The organism is Priestia aryabhattai B8W22, from assembly GCF_000956595.1.
GTDB classification, from domain to species: domain Bacteria; phylum Bacillota; class Bacilli; order Bacillales; family Bacillaceae_H; genus Priestia; species Priestia aryabhattai.
This window is the reverse complement of the sequence record NZ_JYOO01000040.1, coordinates 19403-42017: the sequence shown is the minus strand read 5'-3', so window position 1 is coordinate 42017 and position 22615 is coordinate 19403. Positions and strand designations below refer to the sequence as shown.

The 22615-nt window shown below is 30.5% G+C and carries 8 protein-coding genes; all 8 read left to right on the top strand.

Features of this window, described 5'->3' with window-relative positions; all coding sequences use genetic code 11:
- The first annotated feature begins 5 nt into the window (after nt 1–5).
- The 8 genes from N178_RS22605 (at nt 6) to N178_RS22570 (ending at nt 22382) form a co-directional block, all read left to right on the top strand.
- The gene (locus N178_RS22605) at nt 6–3515 is read left to right on the top strand and encodes a non-ribosomal peptide synthetase (RefSeq protein WP_337588893.1); all 3510 of its coding nucleotides are present in this window, start codon (nt 6–8) and stop codon (nt 3513–3515) included.
- Nucleotides 3419–5953, top strand: a complete 2535-nt coding sequence (locus tag N178_RS22600) for a condensation domain-containing protein (RefSeq protein WP_045295057.1) — start codon at nt 3419–3421, stop codon at nt 5951–5953. The genes N178_RS22605 and N178_RS22600 overlap by 97 nt, the downstream gene beginning before the upstream one ends.
- A gap of 11 nt (nt 5954–5964) precedes the next feature.
- The gene (locus N178_RS22595) at nt 5965–6231 is read left to right on the top strand and encodes an acyl carrier protein (protein ID WP_045295055.1); all 267 of its coding nucleotides are present in this window, start codon (nt 5965–5967) and stop codon (nt 6229–6231) included.
- A gap of 26 nt (nt 6232–6257) precedes the next feature.
- Entirely contained in the window at nt 6258–10976 is a 4719-nt protein-coding gene (locus tag N178_RS22590; protein WP_045295053.1) for a non-ribosomal peptide synthetase, read from the top strand.
- Between the two features lie 68 nt (nt 10977–11044).
- The gene (locus tag N178_RS22585; protein WP_045295051.1) at nt 11045–12793 is read left to right on the top strand and encodes a condensation domain-containing protein; all 1749 of its coding nucleotides are present in this window, start codon (nt 11045–11047) and stop codon (nt 12791–12793) included.
- Nucleotides 12780–18728: a non-ribosomal peptide synthetase gene (locus N178_RS22580; RefSeq protein ID WP_160297371.1), complete on the top strand. Its 5949-nt coding sequence runs from the start codon at nt 12780–12782 to the stop codon at nt 18726–18728. The genes N178_RS22585 and N178_RS22580 overlap by 14 nt, the downstream gene beginning before the upstream one ends.
- Nucleotides 18728–21631: a non-ribosomal peptide synthetase gene (locus N178_RS22575; protein WP_045295048.1), complete on the top strand. Its 2904-nt coding sequence runs from the start codon at nt 18728–18730 to the stop codon at nt 21629–21631. The genes N178_RS22580 and N178_RS22575 overlap by 1 nt, the downstream gene beginning before the upstream one ends.
- A 28-nt stretch (nt 21632–21659) precedes the next feature.
- Entirely contained in the window at nt 21660–22382 is a 723-nt protein-coding gene (locus N178_RS22570; RefSeq protein ID WP_045295046.1) for a thioesterase II family protein, read from the top strand.
- The last annotated feature ends 233 nt before the right edge of the window (nt 22383–22615 follow it).

Genomic DNA, 22615 nt, shown 5'->3' with positions numbered 1-22615 from the left:
ATAAGCTGATAGGTATTGATCAATCACTATTGAAGAGCGGAATGAATTCATTATTGATAATGAGATTGATTATGCAAATAAAAAACTTATTTAATATTGACCTTATTCCTTCAGAAATAATGGAGAATGACACTATTTCAAAATTGGCACAGTTTATATCGACTCGTAAAAGCCAAGGTGCATCCCAGGGTTCTACGCCTATAAAAATAAACCACAAAAAAATATATCCTTTAACATATGAACAAGAAAATTTATGGTTTATTTATCAAACAAATAAAGATAAAGCTTTATATAATACAGTATTTTCTTATGACATTTCAGGTGCAATTAATAAAGAAAAATTACAACTAGCTTTAAATAAGATGAGTGTACAACATCAAATTTTAAAGAGTGTAATAAAAGAGGATTCAGGAAAAGGTTCCTTGTTTTTTGATGATTCAATTTATCATTATATTGAATTTATAGACCTTTCTGATGTGTTCATAGATCAAGAAAAACAAATAGATGATTTAGTAGAAAAAGAAGTAACACGACAATTTGATTTAGAAAGTGGTCCGCTCCTATCAATTACATTAGTCAAGAAAAACAAAGGGAATTACCAATTAATCTGTAATATTCATCATATTATTTTTGATGGCTGGTCAATTCCTTTACTAGTTGAAGGCTGGTTTAATATCTACGAGAGCTTAGAAATTGAAGAATCAAGTCAAGGAAGACAGCATAACCCTTTACAATATGGAGATTACGCTCTATGGCAAAAGAATTCTTTAACTTATATCCAAGAAAAAGATGAGGATTTCTGGAGAAATGAACTAGCTACTATTAGTCAAAAATCTTTATTACAATATGATTATCCCAAAACCATAGATAGTAACAGTGACTCTAATATTGTCAGATTTTCAGTGCCCAAAGAGGTCCAAAACAATCTGAACAACCTGAATAAGAAAACAAGATCAACCTTATTTATGAGCTTGCTTACAGCATATCAAACTTTTTTGTCTGCATATTTAGACGAAAAGGAAGTTATCGTAGGAAGTCCCTTAGCAAAGAGAAACCACGTGGACTCTGAAAATATAATAGGATATTTCGTAAACACTTTGCCTTTTAAACTCAATATTTCAAAAGAGGATTCATTTGAAGAAACATTAATTAAAAATATTAAAAATATAACAAACGTCTTTGATCATCAGGACTTGCCAACGGAAAAGATATTGAAGCATTTACCTTTTGATCGAAACATAGATTCATCCCTTTTATTTGATACTGTCTTTGTCTTGCAAAATAACCAGAAAGCAAAGTTAACATATCAAGCTCTAAAATTAAAGCCTAAAAAAATTAATACATTTAAAGCAAAGTTTGATTTGGTAGTAGAAGTAGAAGAGCTAAATAATGAGTTATCCATTTCTTTTGAATATAAAAAAGCCTTATTTAATAAAAACACAATTGAAAGAATGGCAAGTAATTTTAAACATTGGCTGCAGGAAATAACTATGAAGACAGATGAACGTTTAATAGATTTATCCTATATTGAACCAGAGCAGTTGCAAACCATTATTAAAATGAGTACGAACAAAGTTGAGTGTGAAACAAAAAACAACCTCTCATTCAAAGACGTTATTACTAGATTTGAAAAAACAGTAAGTATGAACCCTAAAGATATTGCAATTGTTCATGGCACCAGCCATATAAATTATGAAGAATTAAATTCTAGAGCAAATCAAATTGCCCATTGGTTATTTCAAAACAAAGTTACAGTTGAAGATAAAATAGGCGTATTTATGGATAGGTCCATTGACATGATTACAGCTGTTTTAGCTATTATGAAAGTGGGAGCAGGATATGTCCCTCTGGATCCTTCACAACCAGAATCTAGACTTAAATATATGATTGAAGACTCTGAAATCATTTATTGTTTAACTAATGATGAGAATAAACTTAAATATCCAGGTGAAAGAACTAAATTACTATTAGTGGAGGAAAAAATAAATGAACTCCAAGGTGAATTGGTATGCTTTTCTTCAGTTAAATTGTCCAAAGGTAATCTAGCTTACATCATTTATACCTCAGGTACAACAGGAAAACCTAAAGGGGTCATGATTGAACATGGAGGATTAGCAAATCTTTGTGATTGGCACACTAATTATTATTCTCTAACTCAAAAAGATGCAGCATCACTTGCTTCTAACACTTCTTTTGATGCATCAATATGGGAAATTTTCCCTTATTTAACAAATGGAAATAAACTGACGATACTAGACTACTATGATTTACTGGACGTAGAGGTCCTCTCAGAAAAGTTGGAACAAGAACATATTTCCCTTGCATTCTTTTCTACAGGACTACTCGAGCAACTTTTTATTAACAAAATGAAGTTTCCAAAATCAATAAGAGCTCTTTTAACCGGGGGGGATCGTCTAAAAACAATTCCTAATCATCTAGAATTTGACTTGTATAATAACTATGGACCAACCGAGGGTACAGTTGTTTCTACATCTTGTAAAATTACTCCAAATAATGATGCGGTTATTCCTATTGGAAAGCCAATCCTTAATGTAGAGGCATATGTTTTTAATTCAAACATGAAACTCACCCCTATAGGACAAACTGGTGAACTATATATTGGAGGTAAAGGCGTTGCAAGGGGATATATAAATAACGAGGAAAAAACCCGTGAAAATTTCATTAGAAGTCCGTTCGCACCTTCAGAAAGATTGTACAAAACGGGAGATTTAGTACGTTACACAGAAGAAGGAAACTTACTGTTTGTAGGCAGGGTAGATGATCAAGTGAAAATTAGGGGGTTTCGAATAGAGTTAGGTGAAATCAATGCTGTTCTAAAAAATTGTCAAGGAATAAAAGATTGTGTAGTGACTATAAGAGATGAATTGAATTCAAAGAAAGCAATTCTAGCATATTATATTTCAGACATGGAAATAGATGATGCACATATTCGTAAATATATGAAAACTTACCTTCCTGATTATATGATTCCATCTTTTTTCATGAAAATGGACTCTTTTCCTTTAACCGCTAATGGAAAGGTAGATATAAGAAGCCTACCAGCCCTAAAGGTTAGTAATAAAAAAACGCCTACAAAAAAATATATTAGCAATACGGAAGAAAAATTATTAAAAATTTGGAAGAAAGTATTAAAAAATCAAAAAATAACCACATCCGATAATTTTTTCGAATGTGGAGGGGACTCTATCTTAAGTATTCAAATTTGCTCACTGGCAAAAAAAGAAAATCTGTTTATTACAACAAAAGATATTTTTGAAAAACAAACTATCGAAGAGCTTACTCAAATTGTGGAATTAAAATCTAATCTAAGAATAAGTCAGTCTGAGGTTTACGGAAAAGTATCATTAACTCCAATTCAGAGTTGGTTTTTTAATCAACATTTTGAGAATATAAACCATTGGAATCAATCTGTTACTCTAATTGGATACCCTTTATTAACTTTAGAAAAACTAAAAAAATCATTTGTTATATCGTTGGACATCATGATGGATTAAGATCTGAGTTTTATAACAAAGAGCTATTTTCAACTGTTGAAAAAAATATAAAAAATAAAAAATTCTGGAATATAACATTTGTCGATCTCTCCAGTGTAGATAATAAAGTCAAAGAACAAGAAATAATTAAGCTAGAGAACGCTGCACAAAAAGCTATAAATATCGCAAAAGGGCCTATGATGCAGGTTGTGTGTATAAAAACAGAAGAAAATAATCATAGAATTATTTGGATTATTCATCATTTAATCGTAGATGGGGTTTCTTGGAGAATCTTGATTGAAGATTTTAATCAGTTATATCTTCAAGATCTAAATAATCAGGAACTGAAACTAAGTAATAAAACAACATCATTTAAAGAGTGGGCGAACAAACTAAATAGTTATAAAAACGAGATTCCTAAGGAAATCAAAGAGTATTGGCTTCAAGAATGTACTAAATTAAGTGATGACATATTAATTAAAGGAGACGATATCTATGACGGAAAATCTTTTAAAATAGAGCTCGATGCGGAAACAACTGAAAAGATTTATAACGTAATAACCAAACTTTGTCAAGCATCTCCAGATGAAATATATTTATCTCTTTTCAGCAGAATAATCGGAAAATATTTCAATAAAAAAGAAATTCCTATCACACTAGAAGGACATGGACGTGAAGAGGTCATTGAAAATATTGATTTGTCTAGAACTATAGGATGGTTTACCACTATGTATCCGATTTATTTAAAATGTAAAGAATCGTTATCAAAAACGATTAAAGAAACAAAGAGAAAACTAAGGGGTATTCCAAATAAAGGAATAGAGTATGGGATACTAGCGCAATTTTGTGGAGAAAAATATCTTCCCAAAAATAAGCCGGCTATTAGTTTTAACAATTTAGGGAAGTTTTCTCAAAGTGATGAAATATGTGCAAAAGAAGTTATCTTTTTAAGTGAAAATGACATTCAACAAAACTCCTATACTACACATGATATAGACCTTGAACTTCTTTTAGTGGAAGATAAGCAAATAATAAAAATTAACTACAATAAAAATTTTGTAGGTGCTAATTTCGAAAATTATATTTACACGGAATTACTAGAGTTACTAGAAAGCTTTGGAGAAGAGACAGAAAAAACAAGTAAATCACTAAATATCTTGGAACAATTCCCTATATTTCAAGGTACCGAAGGGCATAAATCATTACTCTGTAATGATTTGAGGATCATTGATATTTATGATTTAACCCATTTACAAAAAGGAATGCTGTATCACAGCTTATTCAATAGAGAAAGCCAAGAATACAAGGTGCAACTTATTTTTGAGATTAAAGGAAGTCTCAATATTTTAGAAATGAAAGACGCAATCAATGCTACGATTAAAAAACATGATATTTTAAAAACTAAATTTTACTCTGATAAAAAAGGAATATTTCATCAAGTGGTAATGGATGAATTAGAGGTAGAAGTTCAGTATAGAGAACTTCCATATACCCATATGGCTCTTGAAAATTTATTAACAACTCAGTACAGAAACATAGATATTGAGAACAATAAATTAAACAACTTTTTAATTATTAAGCAAGCTAATAATGACTATCTCTTAATATGGACCTTCCATCATATCCTTATGGATGGATGGAGTTATTCAATGGTGATAAAAGATGTTTTTAATTATTACCATTCAAAAAGGTTTTCTTCTGACAGAAATGCTTCATTTAAAAGCTATATTGAATATATGAAAGACTATACACAGCAAGCAAAACTTAAAAAATACTGGTCAGAAAAGTTGCAGAATTATTCCATATTGCAACCAAATTTAATACATTCATTCCAGAGTGAGGAACATATAGAAGGTTGCTATTCAAAACAGATAGATGAGGAATTAAGTACCTCTATTCAAAAGTTTTGTCAGAAATATAGGATTACGATTAATACCTTCTTTCTAACTATTTGGCTTTCTACATTAAAAGAAATAAAAGGAACAGAGAGTGTATGTTGTGGCGTAGTGACCTCAGGCAGGAATGTTTCGGTAAAACATATTGATGAGATAGTAGGACCAATTATCAACACTGTACCCTTTATAAAAAAGATGACGTCTACTAGTTCCTATGAGGAACTGCTAAAGGAGGTTCAAACAGAATTCTTAGAACTACGTGACTATGAGAATACGCCATTATCAAAAATTTATGAATGGACAAATATAAAAAGCCCATTGTTTGATTCATTATATGCTTTTGAGAATTACCCAATTGATTTACCAAGTACCGAAGAAATGGACGTGAAATTAAAAGAAGGAAGAGAAAAAACACATTATCCAATTGTCATCATTATCAATCCAGGCTCTAATGTTCAAATTAAATTTAATGAGTCAGTTATCGACGAAAAATTAAGAAACTCTTTTATTAAGGTATTTAATCAAATTTTAGACAAAATGTTGCAAAAAATAAAAGTTAAGTGAGGGAAAAAGACATGGAAATCATTACAATACCTGAAAAAACTTTAATTAAGGAAGAGCTTATTAGTTATTGGAAAGAAATTTTGGAGTATGAGGATTTTAGTGAGGACTCCAACTTCTTTGACCTAGGAGGGAACTCCCTTTTAGCCATGCAATTTATTCAAATGGTTAAAAATAACATGGGTGTTAAATTACCAATTAAGGTAATATTTGAACAATCAACCATTAAAGAACTTACAACACTGATTAAACATATAAAGGATATTAATAAATTGAATTAACTAGGAAAGAAAGGAGAGAATCTTGTGTGAATAAAATCGTTACCGGTACCGAAAAGAAGCTATTAAATATATTATCAATTAATCAAAAACAACTTTCTTTGCTTGAAAATATAAATATAATTTTAGAAACTGTTGAAAAGCAGAATACATTTTTGAATCTTGTAAGACAAGAATTTAATATTCTTTTGACTTCTGACATTATTCAAGTTCATTCCACTGTGGAAAAATTGGCTGCTTTTATAGATATGCTTCTCGATATGAGAGAAGATGAAGAAGATAAACCAATGAAGCTTGGACAAAATAAAGGCATACTTTCTCACAATCAAGATCGAATGTATCTGTTCGATAGATTTGAAAATCAGAGAATGCTCTATAACATGCCATTTAAATTTATTTTGAATGGCATGGTAGATGTTAAAACTCTACAACTTGCACTTAATAACATAATAGAACGTCATAAAATTTTGAGGACTAATTTCAAAAGAAAAGATCATGAAATTTTTCAAGTGGTAAATAAAGCTGATATTAATTTAATAGTATATGAAGATTGTCGCAATCTAAATTTAGATGAAGCTAAATTAAGGGTTAATTCTTACCTCAATAAAGAAATAAAAAAGTGTTTTGACTTAGAAAACGATTTACTTTTCAATATGAAATTATTTCAGTTTGAGGAAGATAAATATTATTTAGCATGTAATTTCCATCACATCATTTTTGATGGAGTATCATTTGAGATATTTTTCAAAGAACTAATGAGAGTTTATGAATTGCTCCAATTAGGAAAAAGTGACAAGATACCTCCAATAGAAATGCAATATTTAGATTATGCTAGTTGGCAAAAGCGATGGATTAAAAAACACGTTTCTGAATGTGGTGAATTTTGGAAAAAATATTTACGGCATGAGGAAGAACCTTTGGCGCTTCCTTATGATTTTCAACGTCCCAAAACAACTTCGTATTTGGGAGATAGATTGGAATTAGTAATTCCCAATGAACTGCGTTTATTAATAGAAAAAGTAACAAGAAGTAGCAATACAACTTTGTTTACTTTTATGGTAACTGCTTACCAGACATTTTTAAGTCAATATACAGGAAAGGATCAAATTACTGTTGGCAGCACAGTGGCAAACCGTGGACAAGAAGATTTTGCTCACACAATTGGCTGCTTTGTAAATACGCTTCCTTTTAAAATAACAGTAGAAAATGAGGCGTCATTTCGTAAAATCTTACAGAAGAATAAAAAAATAATATTAAATTTATTGGAACAACAACATTTCCCATTTGAAAAAATTGTTGAAGCTGTAAATCCAAAGCGAGATTTAAGCTATTCTCCTCTCTTCCAAACGGCATTAGCAATGGAAGATAAATTTGAGGAAAGTTTCAGCAATTCATTCTTCTGTATCAAGAAAGAAGAATTTAATGTTCCTTTTTCAAATTATGATCTTATTCTTAAAGTAAAGAATTCTCATCAACTAGTATTGGAGTTTGAATATTCTACTGAACTGTTTCAACATAATACAATTAACAGGCTTATGAAAAGTTTTAAGAAATGGTTATTTCAAATTTGTGAAAATATAGAAGCTCCACTTTGTCAATTAGAGTATTTAGATAATGATCAATTAAATCTACTATTATCTAAATGGCAAGGGGAAGTCGCGGAAATAAATCCGAAAGATACCATTGTTTCTATTTTTAAAAAAGTTGTTAAAAATTCCCCGTATAAAATAGCTGTTGTAGATGATAAAAAAACTATCACTTACTTAGATTTAGATAAAAAGTCAGATGTAATTGCAAACTTAATTAAAAAACGTGTAAAAGGTGAGGTCAATAAGGTTGGACTACATGTAAATAGATCCATTGATATGATAATTGGTATGTTAGGAATCATTAAGGCAGGATGTGCCTACGTACCTTTGGATCCTAAGTTACCTAGTGAAAGACTAAAGTATATTATTAAAAACTCCAAACTAGATATATGTATTACGAATCAAGATTCGAACGCGTCTAGTATAGAAAAAGTTAAAAATAGAATATGTCTTAAGAAGATAAGTTACGAAGTTACAAAATCTCATTTAAAAAAACTATGCCCTTCAGACCCGGCTTATATTGTTTACACTTCTGGAACTACCGGAAAACCAAAAGGAGTGATGATAACTAATAGAGGTGTAGTAAATTTAATTAGGAGTCAAAGAAAATATTTACAGCTTAATGAGGCTTCACGGGTATTACAATTTGCTACTTTTAATTTCGACGCTTCAATTTACGAAATATTCGGAAGTTTATTAAATGGAGCAGAATTGCATATTGGAAATAACCAAGAAGAAATGTTTGATTTATATGCACTTGAAAAGCAAATTATAAATGACAAATTAACTCATCTTGTATTACCACCTGCAGTATTAAAAGAATTAAATATAAATAATTCTAGTGTTGAATATATTGGCTCCGCAGGATCGGAATGTCCAACAGATTTGCCTAGCAAATATAAAAATGTAAATTTTTATAATGCATATGGTCCAACAGAATATTCTGTATGGAGTACATTTAAATTATTTAAAGCAAACGACAGCACACAAACAAAAAATAAGAAGGTTTCTATTGGGAAACCAATATTGAATACAAATATTTATGTATTGAACCCCTATCAAAAGCTTGTTCCTATAGGTGCAATAGGTGAAATATATATTGGGGGTAAAGGATTAGCTACCGAATATATAAATAATCGAGAATTAACATTAGATAAATTCATTGAAAATCCGTTTAAAGTAGGAGAGCGTTTATATCGAAGCGGTGACCTTGGAAGGTTTACAGAGAATGGTGAATTAAATTTTTTAGGACGCATAGATAATCAAATAAAAATAAGAGGGTTTCGAGTCGAGCTTGATGAGATCCTGATTACCCTTAAGCAATTTCCAACAATAAACGACGCATTTATCAAGATTAAAGATCATCCAGAAGTTAATAAACAAATTATTGCTTACTTTAAATCAAATCAACAAACAGATTTGGATCAATTAAAAAACTTTTTAAAAGAGAGATTACCAGCTTACATGATTCCCACGTTTATTATACAAGTGGATAAATTCCCTTTAAATACCAATGGGAAGATTGATTCGTCTAAATTTCCAGAACCTGAAATTAGAATTAGCACAGAATTAAAAGAACCTAAGACAGGTAATGAGAAAATTCTTCTTGAAATTTTTAAGCAGGTATTAGGAATAAAAAGGTTAAGTATTCATGATAATTTTTTTGAACTTGGAGGAGATTCAATACAAAGTATTCAAATATGTTCCTTAGCTCGACAAAAAGGTATTACTATTAATCCTAAGTCTATTTTTGAAAACCAAACAGTATCTGAATTAGCTTCTGTTGCAACATACGAAAATAAATTAGTAATTAAGCCCGTAGAGACAGAGGGATATGTAAAATTGACCCCAATTCAAGAATGGTTTTTCGCAGAACATCAGAAGGCTATTAACCATTGGAACCAATCAGTAGTCTTTAAAAAAGAAGTGTGTGGAAAAGAAGAGGATATTGAAAACATTCTATCTCAAATAGTAAAGCATCATCATGGGTTATCAACCTTATTTGAAGAGCATGATAATAAATATGTAGGGTTTTTAAACAAAAAGAAAAAAACCTGGGAATTAATTTATAAAGATATTCATCATTTAGACGAAGAAAAGCAACTAAAAAAGAGGAATGAATGGGAAAAAAAGATACAAAGTTCATTGAACATAAAAAATGGACCTATTATGAAAATGCTTGTTTTAAAAGAACAAACGAACAGATACCGCTTTTTTTGGGTAATTCATCATTTATTAGTAGATGCTGTCTCTTGGAAAATCTTACTTGAAGACTTTAATTATCTTCATAACCAATTATTAAATGACAAAGTTGGAAAGTTACCAACTCAAACATCCTCATTTAAAGATTGGTCCAACTTTTTAAGAAAATACGATAAATTCCATTTAAACCCTAAAACAATTCACTATTGGAAAGAGAAAACAAATAGTGAAATCTCAGAATTTAAGCTGACGGAAAGCTTTGTATCAAAAGATGAAATAACAGTAGAAAAATCATTTGATAAGAATGAAACAGATTTATTAGTTTTGAAATTAACTGGTCAATCCAAAGCCACTATTGAGGAAGTTTTATTATCATTCATTGTAAGTGGATTGAACCGTTCTTTTGAAATAAATGATTTCTGGATTGAAATAGAAGGACACGGTCGAGAGATGTTAGATGAGAATGTAGATGTCACCAGAACGGTAGGATGGTTTACTGTAATATATCCTATTCTTCTATGTTCAGATACGACATTTTCTGGTACTTTAAAACACACTAAAAATGCAATTAGAGAAATCCCAAATAAAGGATTTGATTATAGTGTAATTAAGTATTTACGTCCGGGAATTATTAGTGACCCGGATGCTCATGTTACCTTCAACTACTTAGGCAAACTTGATTCTCAATTTGAATCGTCTAATAGTAAGGATTTTGGAGAGTTTGAAAACAAACCGAGGCTTCACTTCTTAGCTTTCATTCAGGAGGGAAAATTAACTATAAAAATCATTTCAAAATTAGATCAGAAACGAATAGGTCAATTAATAAAAAGTATAGATGAAATTGTAAAAGAAGTAATCCAATCTCAAGATGATCAAAGCGCCTTAATGGAAAGTGATTTTCCAGATGCTGTGGTTACCGAAGATGATTTGTTGCACATATTAAACTCTATTAATTAAAAATAATTGGATAATTGATAGTAGAGGTTGATTCAATTATCCAATTAACAATATCGGGAGGGATAAAATTGGAGAAATTAATACAAAACATCTATTCATTAACTCCGCTTCAAGAGGGAATTCTTTATGAGCTTAAGATGGAGAATTCAAAAAAGAACTTATACATATCCCAGATGCAAATTAAAGTAACAGGTGAGCTTGAGGCAAATACGTTACTTAGGGCCTGGAATGAAGTTGTAAATCGTCATGAAGCATTAAGAATGAAAGTTATATCTGAAAATGTTGAAAACAGCGTACAAGTTGTTTTCAATACAATCGACTATCAACCCGCAATCATCGATATAACGAACTTCAATGAAAAAGATCAGCTCAAAGAAATACAAAGAATATCTTTTGAATCTAGGCAAATGGAAGTTAACAACTCTAAGTTAATGAAATTTCAGATAGTAAAACTTAAAGAGAGTGAATTTATTATAATTTGGACCCACCATCATATTATTTTAGATGGATGGAGTACAAGCATTGTTATCAAGGAGTTTTTCGACATTTATAACAAAATGATAAGTAAGAATTCAAAAGGGACTATTTCAAGATCTAAACAGTACGGCGATTTTATTCGATTTATAAATAAAATGAAGAAAGAAGATTTAAACGATTTTTGGGAAAATAAAGTTAAACATATAGACCAACCAACCATTACTTTCCCTGTTAATACACAAATAGAGGAAAAGCAGAGAGAGAATAATATCTTTTGGGAAATAGATAAAAAGCAAAGTAAGATTTTAAGAGATTTTGCAGCCGAAAACCATGTAACAGTTAATGTTTTATTACAACTAATATGGTCGATAGTCTTAAAAAAAATTTCGCATCAGGATCAAATAATATTTGGGATTGTGAGTTCTGGTAGATCGAGCGATTTACCAAAAGTAGAGGAAATCGTAGGTTTATTAATTAACACTCTTCCAATGATAATAGAGGTTAAAAATACAGACTCTATCGTTAAAGTGTTAAAACAATCACAAAAAACATTAAACGACATTCTCTATTTTTCACAAGTGTCCTTGGCAGACATCAAAAGATATACTAAGTTAAAAAAAGAAAATCCGTTATTTGAATCTTTATTTGTTTATGAAAATTACCCAGAAGCTAAAAGTGAAAATTCCGCTATTCAGTGGGAAATAAAAGATGGAACAGAATTACACAGCTTTCCTTTATCATTACAAGCTCAAGATAATAAAGAAACGATTAAATGTAAATTATTTTTCAATCCAAGCTGCTTGGAGAATACATTTTCAGAAAAAATAAAGGAAGCATTTATGCAGATTACTAAACAAATCACAAAAGCTCAGCATATCAATGAAATTTCTATTAAAGTTGACTTCCCAATGGTAAAAAACATCATTAACACTAAAGATGAAGAGTCCTTTGATGCTTCCAAGTCTAAAGTAAATATTGATGAAAACCTTAGAAGATTATGGGAAGAATTCTTTAAAGGGAGCGAGATTCATCAGGATTCTGACTTCTTCCAATTAGGTGGCCATTCAATAATGGCTATGAAGTTTATATCTAAAATAAATAAGTCGCTCAATACCAATTTGAAATTAAAAGATTTATTTGAAAATCCAACGCTACATTTGTTGAATTTGAAAGTATATCCAGAAAAAGTCCATGAGTACGAACTAGGGCAGAATGTTATATCAACTGTTGAATATGCCTTTAAGGAAATATTATCCATAAGTTCCGTTAATAAAAATGCTGATTTTTTTGTAGTTGGGTGGCCATTCTCTTCTAGCTATGAAATTATTGACAAAACTTAATAAACAGCTTAATCATAGCCTAACTCTCAAAGATATTTTTCAACATTCAACAGTTCTTTCCCTGTCTAAATATATCATTGATCAGATCCCGCATACTAGTGAGAGTGATATTGAGGAAATTAAATCAGAAAGCTATACTCTGTCTAGTAACCAAGAGGCTTTGTGGTTTGACCAAAAACTAAACGGTAATACAACTAATTATAATATTCCTCAAAAATATATTCTTACTGGAAAGGTGGATATTAGCCTTCTAGAAAAAGCGTTGAATCAAGTAATTAACAGACATGAAATTTTAAGAACCGTAGTTTATGAAAAAGATGGGAAAGGCTATCAAGAAATACAAGAAAATTTACACTGCAAAATAAAAGAAATTGATCTATCCAAAGTGAATACAGAAGATCAAATCAATCAAATTTCCCAAATAGAAGAAGAAGTAAAATTAAAGATCTTTGAGATTGAAAAAGGCCCTCTCCTATCAATTACACTAGTTAAATTAAAGGAAGAAAATTTTATTCTATTTGTTAACCATCACCATTTCGTATTTGATGGATGGTCAGTAGGTATCTTTTTCGATGAATGGTTATCGTTTTATGATAAAGTAATGAATCAAGAAGAAATTTCTGCAAATAAAAATTTTTTGCAATATAAAGACTTTTCTTTAAAACAGAAAGAATGGTTAAAACGTAATTTTGAACAAGAAATGCTTTTTTGGAAAAGACATTTAAGAGGAAACCTACCAAAATTAGAACTTCCCTTAGATGCTGTTCGAAAAAAGAAAAGTCAAAATAAAGGGAATAGTTTCATCGTAGAATTAGATAAAAAAGAACTTCAAGCTTTAAAATTGTTATCACTGGAAAAAAATTCAACTTTGTTTATGACTTTGCTAACAATGTATCAATCTTTTTTAGGGAGATATACAGGTCAAAACGATGTAATTGTTGGAAGTTCTTTAGCAAATAGAATACTTCAAGATACAGAGCGATCGATTGGTTATTTTGTTAATACGCTACCTTTCAGACTAGAAGTGGAACCTAAGGAGACTTTTGGGGACATTTTGAGAAGAAATACTAAACATATTATTGATGTATATGATCATCAGCAAATGCCTTTAGAAAAAATTGTAGAGGGTATTAATCCTGATAGGACTTTGGCGAACAGCTCTTTATTCCAAACTGTTTTCATCTTACAAAACAATGCCAAAGCTAAATTTCAAAGTGAATATGTGAAGTTACAACCTGAAGTTATAACTTCTAATGGAGCAAAATTTGATTTAAGTTTGGCTGCAGAAGAATATGAAGATAAGCTTTTGTGTGCTTTTGAATATAATTCAGAAATTTTCAATGAAAATACTATTCGATTGTTAAGTGAAAACTTTTTATCATGGGTTAAATCTATTATTATCCAACCTGACCTTTCATTAAATCAGATTTCCGTTATAAGTAAGAGCCAAGAGAACGTTTTAATGGATTACGGGCAAGGTGAAACTATTTCATTTGAGGGAATTGACGCTTCTATCCCAGAAGAATTTTACAAAATTGTGAAAAAATCCTCTGCTAAAATCGCTATTGTTGATGGTATAAAACGTATTACATACCAAGAATTGAATGAAATGAGCAATCAAATCGCATGGTATTTACTGAAAAAAGGAGTATCCAAAGAAGAGAAAATCGGGATATATGCAAATAGGTCTATTGATATGGTTGCAGGGATGTTAGGAATCATCAAAGCAGGAGCGGCTTATGTTCCTTTAGATCCACATTATCCAGAGGAAAGGTTAAACTATATTATTCAAGATGCGTCTATTTCATATTGCTTAACCCACGAAAATTTAAAAGAAAAAGGATTAATTAATTCTTCTAAAGCTATCTGTTTTGAGGATATTGAGAGAGAAGCCCCTATGTTAAGGAGCGAAAACCTATATATTGCAAGTCGTAAAAATCTAGCATATGTAATCTACACTTCTGGAACAACAGGACGACCAAAAGGGGTCATGATAGAGCATCGTGGAGTTATTAACTTAGTATTTAATCAAAATGAAATGATGTGCTTAAATTCGTCAGCTAAAGTTCTGCAATTTGCTACTTTTAATTTTGATTCTTCTGTGATTGAAATTTTTAGTTCCCTATTATTTGGTGCTGAACTTCATATAAGTATAGATAAAAAAAACCAATTTGATATAAATAAACTAGTGGAACAAATAAAAAAAGAAAAGATTTCTCATATTATTTTACCGCCCGCTATTTTGAAAGAAATTCCAATCATGGAACTTCCAAGTATTAAAGTGTTAGGATCTGCAGGTTCAGAATGCCCAGTAGACTTAGTTTCAAAATTCAAGCATATATCTTTTTTTAACGGCTATGGTCCAACTGAATATTCGGTATGTACAAGTTATAAGATATTTCCGCCAAATGAAGATAAAACGAGCGAGTTTGTTGTTCCTATTGGAAAGCCTTTGTCTAATACTACTGTATTTATACTAGATAAAAATAGAAAGTTAGTGCCACTAGGCTCAGTCGGAGAACTTTACATTGGAGGAATTGGGTTAGCAAGAGGTTATTTAAATAATGAGAAGTTAACAAATAAACGATTTATATGTAATCCCTTTAATCCTTCTGAGAGATTATACCGAACTGGCGATTTAGTTAAATTTAATAGGGACGGAGAATTAATTTATATTGGCAGGACGGATGATCAAGTAAAACTACGAGGATACCGTGTAGAGTTATCTGAAGTTAACATTTCTTTACAGCAGATAGAAGGAATTAAAGATAGTTTCACAACAGTAGTACAAGACAAGTTTGGGAATAAAAGGCTTATGGCTTACTATATGGTAGATAATAATATTTCAGAAAAGGTCATTAGAAAACAATTAAGAGAGACACTTCCTAATTTTATGATTCCTTCTTATTTTATGAAACTGGACATCTTTCCTCTTACTCCGAATGGAAAGATTGATAAAAAGGCGCTCCCTAAATGGGATGAAAAAGTTAAAATTCAAAGTCATTCACTGGATGCAGAAAAATTATCTGAGATAGAAATGAAAATTTTGAACATTTGGAGAGATGTTTTAAATAATCCATTAATAGGTTCAAAGGATAATTTCTTTGATTGTGGTGGAGACTCAATTATTAGTATTCAAATTTGTTCTGCTGCAAAAGAAAAGCAATTATTCTTTACCCCAAAAGACATATTTGAATATCAAACAGTGCATGAATTAGCAAACATTGTTCAAGAACAAGCACAAAATACGGTTGTACAAGAAAAAATAGTAGGTTGTGTTCCGTTAACACCTATTCAATCTTGGTTTTTTAATGAAGAGCATAAAAATATTCACCATTGGAATCAATCTATTGTATTAATGAAGAAAAATGAAATGTCAACCGAAAAATATAAAAAAGTCGTTGAGAAGTTAGTAGATCATCATGATGTTCTACGAACGTATTTTGAAAAACAAGATGGGTTATATATTGGTAATATTAGAGATTATAATAACACTTTTGATTGTATCGAATATCACATGTCTGATCTTAAAGAAGGAAACAATTTAAAAAGAATAAAAGAATTAGAAGATGTAGCTCAACAGAGTTTGAATATACACAATGGTCCCATGATGAAGGTACTTCTTTTCAGAGACAAAAAAGAAGTAAGAGTTTTTTGGGTAATTCATCACCTTCTAGTTGATGGAGTTTCATGGAGAATCCTTCTCGAAGACTTTGAAAGATGCTATCAACAGATGAAGAACAACGAGGAACTTTTCCTCCCTCTCAAAACAACTTCTTACAAAAAGTGGTCTGAGGAGCTTAATCGATACGGGAACATGAAACCATCAGAAACAGTTGTTCAATATTGGGAGAAAGAAATTAATAAGCCTGTTTCACCTACTGCAATAAACTTAGGAGAAAACTGCGACTTCGAAGATATATTTAAAATAGAAGTTGATGTACCTCAAACACAAAATCTAATTAAAAATACACTAAGGAAATATAAGACAACAATTGACGAATTATTATTATCTGTCATTGCACGTGTATTTGCCAGTAAACTAAATATCAATGATTTTTGGATTGATCTGGAAGGTCATGGTAGAGAAAACATTACAGATCACATCGATCTCACAAGAACGGTAGGTTGGTTCACCTCTATGTATCCTATAAGAATTGAAGGAAAAGCATCTCTGGGATCGACCTTGAAAAGCACAAAACATATATTAAGAAATGTACCAAATAAAGGGTTTGACTTTGGGGTTCTTAAGTATATTTCTAATCAAAACTATAGCTACCCTACAAGTATTATCAGTTACAACTATCTAGGCCAATTTAATAATCTAGAAGATGTAGTGCATACTGAGAGTAGTAATATTGATTTAAGTTATAAGTTTTCATCTAAAATAAATTTTGTTGTAAGTATCGTAAACAATAAACTTATTGTAAATATCATTGGGGATACAAACAATACAAACTTCCAGTTATTTTGCAAGGAATTTAAGTCAAAGCTAAATCTTATCTTAAACGGACAGCTAAATTTAAACGATGCTGTTGTCGCAGCAGATTTTGATTCGGAAAAAGTAGTTGATGAAAGTACTATTAATTATTTTATTAACAGATTTAAAAATATTGAAGACATTTATCCCGTGACTTCACTTCAAGAGGGTATGTTATTCCATAGTGAAATAGCTCAAAGTTCGGAGTACATTTCACAACTCTCTTTTGATCTAAAAGGTGACCTCAACCTTGATAAATTAGAAAGAGCCTGGAATGACACTTGTAGAAAATACGAAATACTAAGGTCTGTCTTTAGGAGAAATCATATAGGCGACCGTTATCAACTCATTCTTAATGATATCTATTACGTGTTTAATCATATGGATCTACAGAATATTAAAGGTAAGGAGTTAAAAGAAAGGGTAGATAACTTATTATTACAAAGCAGAGAAAGGCAAATAGATTTAGAAAATGGACCACTTATGACTGTAACATTAGTTAAACTATCGGATTCCCACTACAAATTCGTTTGGACACATCATCACGCTCTGATAGATGGTTGGAGTTTACAGATCGTTATTGGCCATTTTATAGATAGTTATCACAATTCCTCTCTTACTTTATTAGATACTGGAGAACATCATCGACGTGCGTACAAACAATTTATAAAGAATGTACAAAATATTAATAAAAATGAGGAAGCAGCTTTCTGGAAATCAGAGCTAAAGAGTATAAATGAAGTTAACGCAATTGCAAACAAGGTCACAGTTGACAAAGCTACTGCCTTAAATCAGGTTATTGAATATAGCTTATCAGAAACTTTGACAGAAAAGTTAATAACAGTAGCCCAAAACAATAGGGTGACCATCAATACAATAGTTCAAGGTGTTTGGGGAATTGTTCTCTCCTATATTAATAATAGCAATGCTATATGTTATGGTATTACAAGCTCTGGAAGAAACTCTAGTATTTCTCATATCGAATCAGCTGTGGGATTGTTAATTAATACACTTCCATTCTCTATGAAAGTTGATTTTGAATACAACTTATCTTCATACTTTGCGGACATTCAAAATAAGCAACTAAAAATGAGAGATTATGAATCTAGCTCATTAACAGATATTAAGCAATATGCTCAGATTCCATGGGATAAGGAATTATTTCAACAAATTTTTGTTTTTGAAAATTATCCTAGCACAGAATTCAAAAGGAATTCAGACATAACAATTGAAAATTCTGCTGGAGATGAGTCAACAAATTTTAACCTTACCTTCTCTGCAGCAATAGTGAATTCTAAATTGCGGTATAAAACTATCTATAAAGATAATATCTTTGATGAAGATAATGTCTTACGTGTAATGAATTCAATGGAAACTTTATTTTTCAAGCTTACTAAAGATGGAAATGTAACTATTAATGACTTACTAAATGACTTGAAAGTTGAGGCGCTATAATGAATAAATTTACGACAATGGATAAATTAATGTCAATAACTGAAGCTTTTAATAAAATAATAGATGGCAAGCAAAATAAAGTTGCTTTATGTACAAATGTACATAAAGTGACTTATGAAGAATTAGATACTCTCTCTGACAAACTTGCTCAAAAAATTATTAGCTTAGGAATTCAAAAAGAAACAATGATAGGAATTCCCGCTCAAAGATCCATTGAACTTGTTATAGGAATGCTTGCAATTATAAAATCTGGCTGTTGTTATGTTCCAATAGATGGAAAGTATCCATTAAAAAGATTAGAATATATAACTTCAGATACATGTATGGACTTTTTCTTATCCTTTGGTAACTATGAAGAGGACTTTAGCAATCTAGGCCTTAAGCCAATACATTTTGATTTAAGTGAATTAGACGGAATGCCACATATTCCTGTCAATCTTTCGTCACCTAATAGTTTGGCATATGTCATTTACACTTCTGGAACGACAGGAAATCCAAAAGGTGTAATGATAGAACAAAGTAGCGTAGTTAATTTGGTACTAAACTCAAAAATTCTTGAAATAAATGAAAATAATAATGTAGCCCAATTTTCTAATCCTTGTTTTGATGCAGCTACTTTTGAAATATGGGGAGCGCTATTAAATGGTGCTACTTTATTCTTAATGCCGAACGAATATACTTCTTTTGAGGATTGGAAAGAAGCAATATCTTTTGGAAAAGTAGATATCGCTTTTTTTACAACTGGACTGTTCAATGCAATGATAGATGAAGATCCATTCATATTTAAAGGTTTAAGTAAAATTGTAGTAGGTGGAGATAAAATATCTATTTCTCATGTAAATAAATTAAAAACAGCACTTAGTAATGTTTCTGTAATTAATGGTTACGGGCCTACAGAATGCACAACATTCTCTATTTGCCACGAAGTTGACGATATAGATATAGACGTCATTCCAATTGGAAAGCCATTAAAAAACGTTAATATAAAAATTTTATCAGAAGATAAAATTGAAGTAAATGAGGGAGAATTAGGTGAGCTTTATATTAGTGGTCAAGGGGTAATGAGAGGTTATTTAAATCAACCAAAGTTAACAGAAAAAGCTTTAATTGTAGATGAATTACATCAGATGAAGTGGTATAAAACGGGGGATTACGGCATTAAGTTAAGTAGTGGAAACATCCTCTACAAAGGAAGAAAAGATAGCCAAGTGAAAATTCGGGGTTTTAGAATTGAACTAAACGAAATTCAAGAGAAACTTGATAAATATTCTCTCATTGAAAACTCGGTGGTTATTGTTAAAAATATTAATAATGAGAAATATATTGTGGTTTATTATAAATACCTAGGAGTAGATGAGAAAAGGATCGAGAAAGATATAAAAGAGTATTTAAATACCGAATTACCCAATTACATGATTCCTCATTTCTTTGTTAAAGTCAATGATTTTCCTCTTAATCATAACGGTAAAGTAGACAAAGAGAAATTATTAGAAATCAATATAAAGCAAATTAATACCTCTGAAGTTAATGAAGTGGAGGGACGGAAAAAAGAAGTATTAGAAATATGGAGAAATGTATTAGGAAACAAAAATTTAGGATTAAACGATAACTTCTTTGAAAATGGCGGTCACTCTATTTTAGCTACTAAACTAGTCTATGTAATGAAAGAAACTTTATTACCAGAAGCGACTTTACAAATGGTATTAGAAAATAATACAGTTAATAAATTCGTAGGCGCCCTCGAAGCTAAATTATCAGGCAGCATGCAAGAAGTTCTAGAAAAAGACTCTAAGCTAAGTGAGTCTATAGGAGAGAAAATAAGAACAATAAGCAAGCAATCAATTATGTTTAAAAAAAACATCTTGCTTACTGGTGGGACAGGGTTTTTAGGTGCACATTTATTACACAAATTGTTGTTAGAGATTGAAGATATCAAAATTTATTGTTTAGTTCGATTCCCTTCAAAAAACAGACTAAAAGATGCATTAATAAATTACAGTCTTTGGAAGGATGAATTTGAAAGCAGAATAGTAGTAATTGAGGGAGACTTTAGTAAAACCCAATTTGGTTTAGATAATATGACATATGAAAAATTAAGTAATGACGTCTCTCATGTTTACCATATAGGAGCCGAAACTAATTTTTTTGAACCGTATAATAAATCGAAAATAGCAAACGTAGATGGTGTAAATGAAATTATTAAATTTGCGTGCTCTAACACTCGAAAAAATATTTATTATGCCTCAACACTTTCTGTATTAACTGGAGAAAGAAAGTGGGATGAGGAAGATAAATTAGTTTATTCATCAGATTTAATGATTGGATATAGTCAATCTAAATGGGTTGCTGAAAAATTACTGCTTCAAGCAAAAGATGCTGGATTAGAAATTGATATCTTCCGCTTGGGAAGAATTTCATCTAACTCTGTAAATGGGGTTTGGAACGAAAAAGATATGTTATATAAAGTTTTTCAATCTTTTGTAGACGAAAGAATATTACCTTTTGAAAGCGAAATTTATTTTGAATTAATGCCTGTTGATTTTGTAAGTGAATTTATTTATAAAGTTTCCAGAACAACTCGAAATGATAAACTAGGAATCTATCACTTATATAACAATCAAAAGATTTCAAGCCGACTAATAACTGCTTTCTTTGAAAAATATAAGATTTCTTACAATAATATGAATTTGGAAGAATGGTTACAAGTACTTAAAGAAAAAACTAAATCTGATCAAATTCATTCTCTGAGTGCCTTGTCACAATTAATTGATGAATCTACTAAATTAAAAGAATCAGAGATTCATCAATTTAAAACCCAAGAGGAATTAGACAAGCTATTTATACAAATGCCGATAATCGACTTAAAGTACATTGAAAATTTTATGAGATATATATTGAAATAATTGTTTTCCTAGTAAAGGAGAAAAAAAGATGAGTAGACTAAAGCTTTTTTGTTTTCCGTATGCTGGAGGGAGTTCCTCTTTTTACAGGGAATGGAAATTTAATAGTCAGGATATTGAAGTTATACCAATGGAGTATCCAGGCCATGGCCGGAAATATGGTGAGTTATTGTGTAATAATATCTCCCAATTAACAGATCTCTTATTGGAAGAAATGAACGAAAAATATCATATAGATTCACTAGAAAATATTTCCTTTTTCGGACATAGTATGGGGGCAATAGTAGCGTATGAAATTGCGATGAAGTTAGAAGAAAGATTTGATAACAGCGTAGAGTACTTATTTTTATCTAGTAAATCATCTCCAAATCATAAACTGGAGCACATTGATTTTTCTAACATACACAAGTTAAAACAATCGTTGAGAAAAATGGGAGGGACAAATGAAGAACTTATGGAAACAGATGATTTCATGAATTTATTTCTTCCAATTATCCAATCAGATTTGAATATGTTGTTAAATTATGAAGAAACTAAGCGACCTAAGAAGTTAAATAGTAAAGCAATTCTATTATTGGGCTCAGAAGATTCTGTTTCAAAAGAAAGTGTGGAAAGTTGGAACCAATACATTACACATATTAAGGAACTGTATATTTTAAAAGGTGATCATTTTTACTTGAATCACAATCAAGATACTGTATTAAAAATTGTTAGAAATTATTTGGTTAATCATGAAGCTGGACTTGTTATTTAAATAGCCCTGTGCGGTATAAAATAGTAAAACCATTATAAATGGTTACTTGAAATTAAATTTAAACTTCACAGTAAATAAAAGATATAGAGATTTTAACAAAAAATTCTTTAATCGATGAATTGCCCTTAAAGTGTTAATCAGTACTTAACACTTTAAGGGCAATTTTATCATTATTAGATTTAAGATATAAAAAGTCAGCAACACATTGTATAGAGAATAGAAATATATAAATT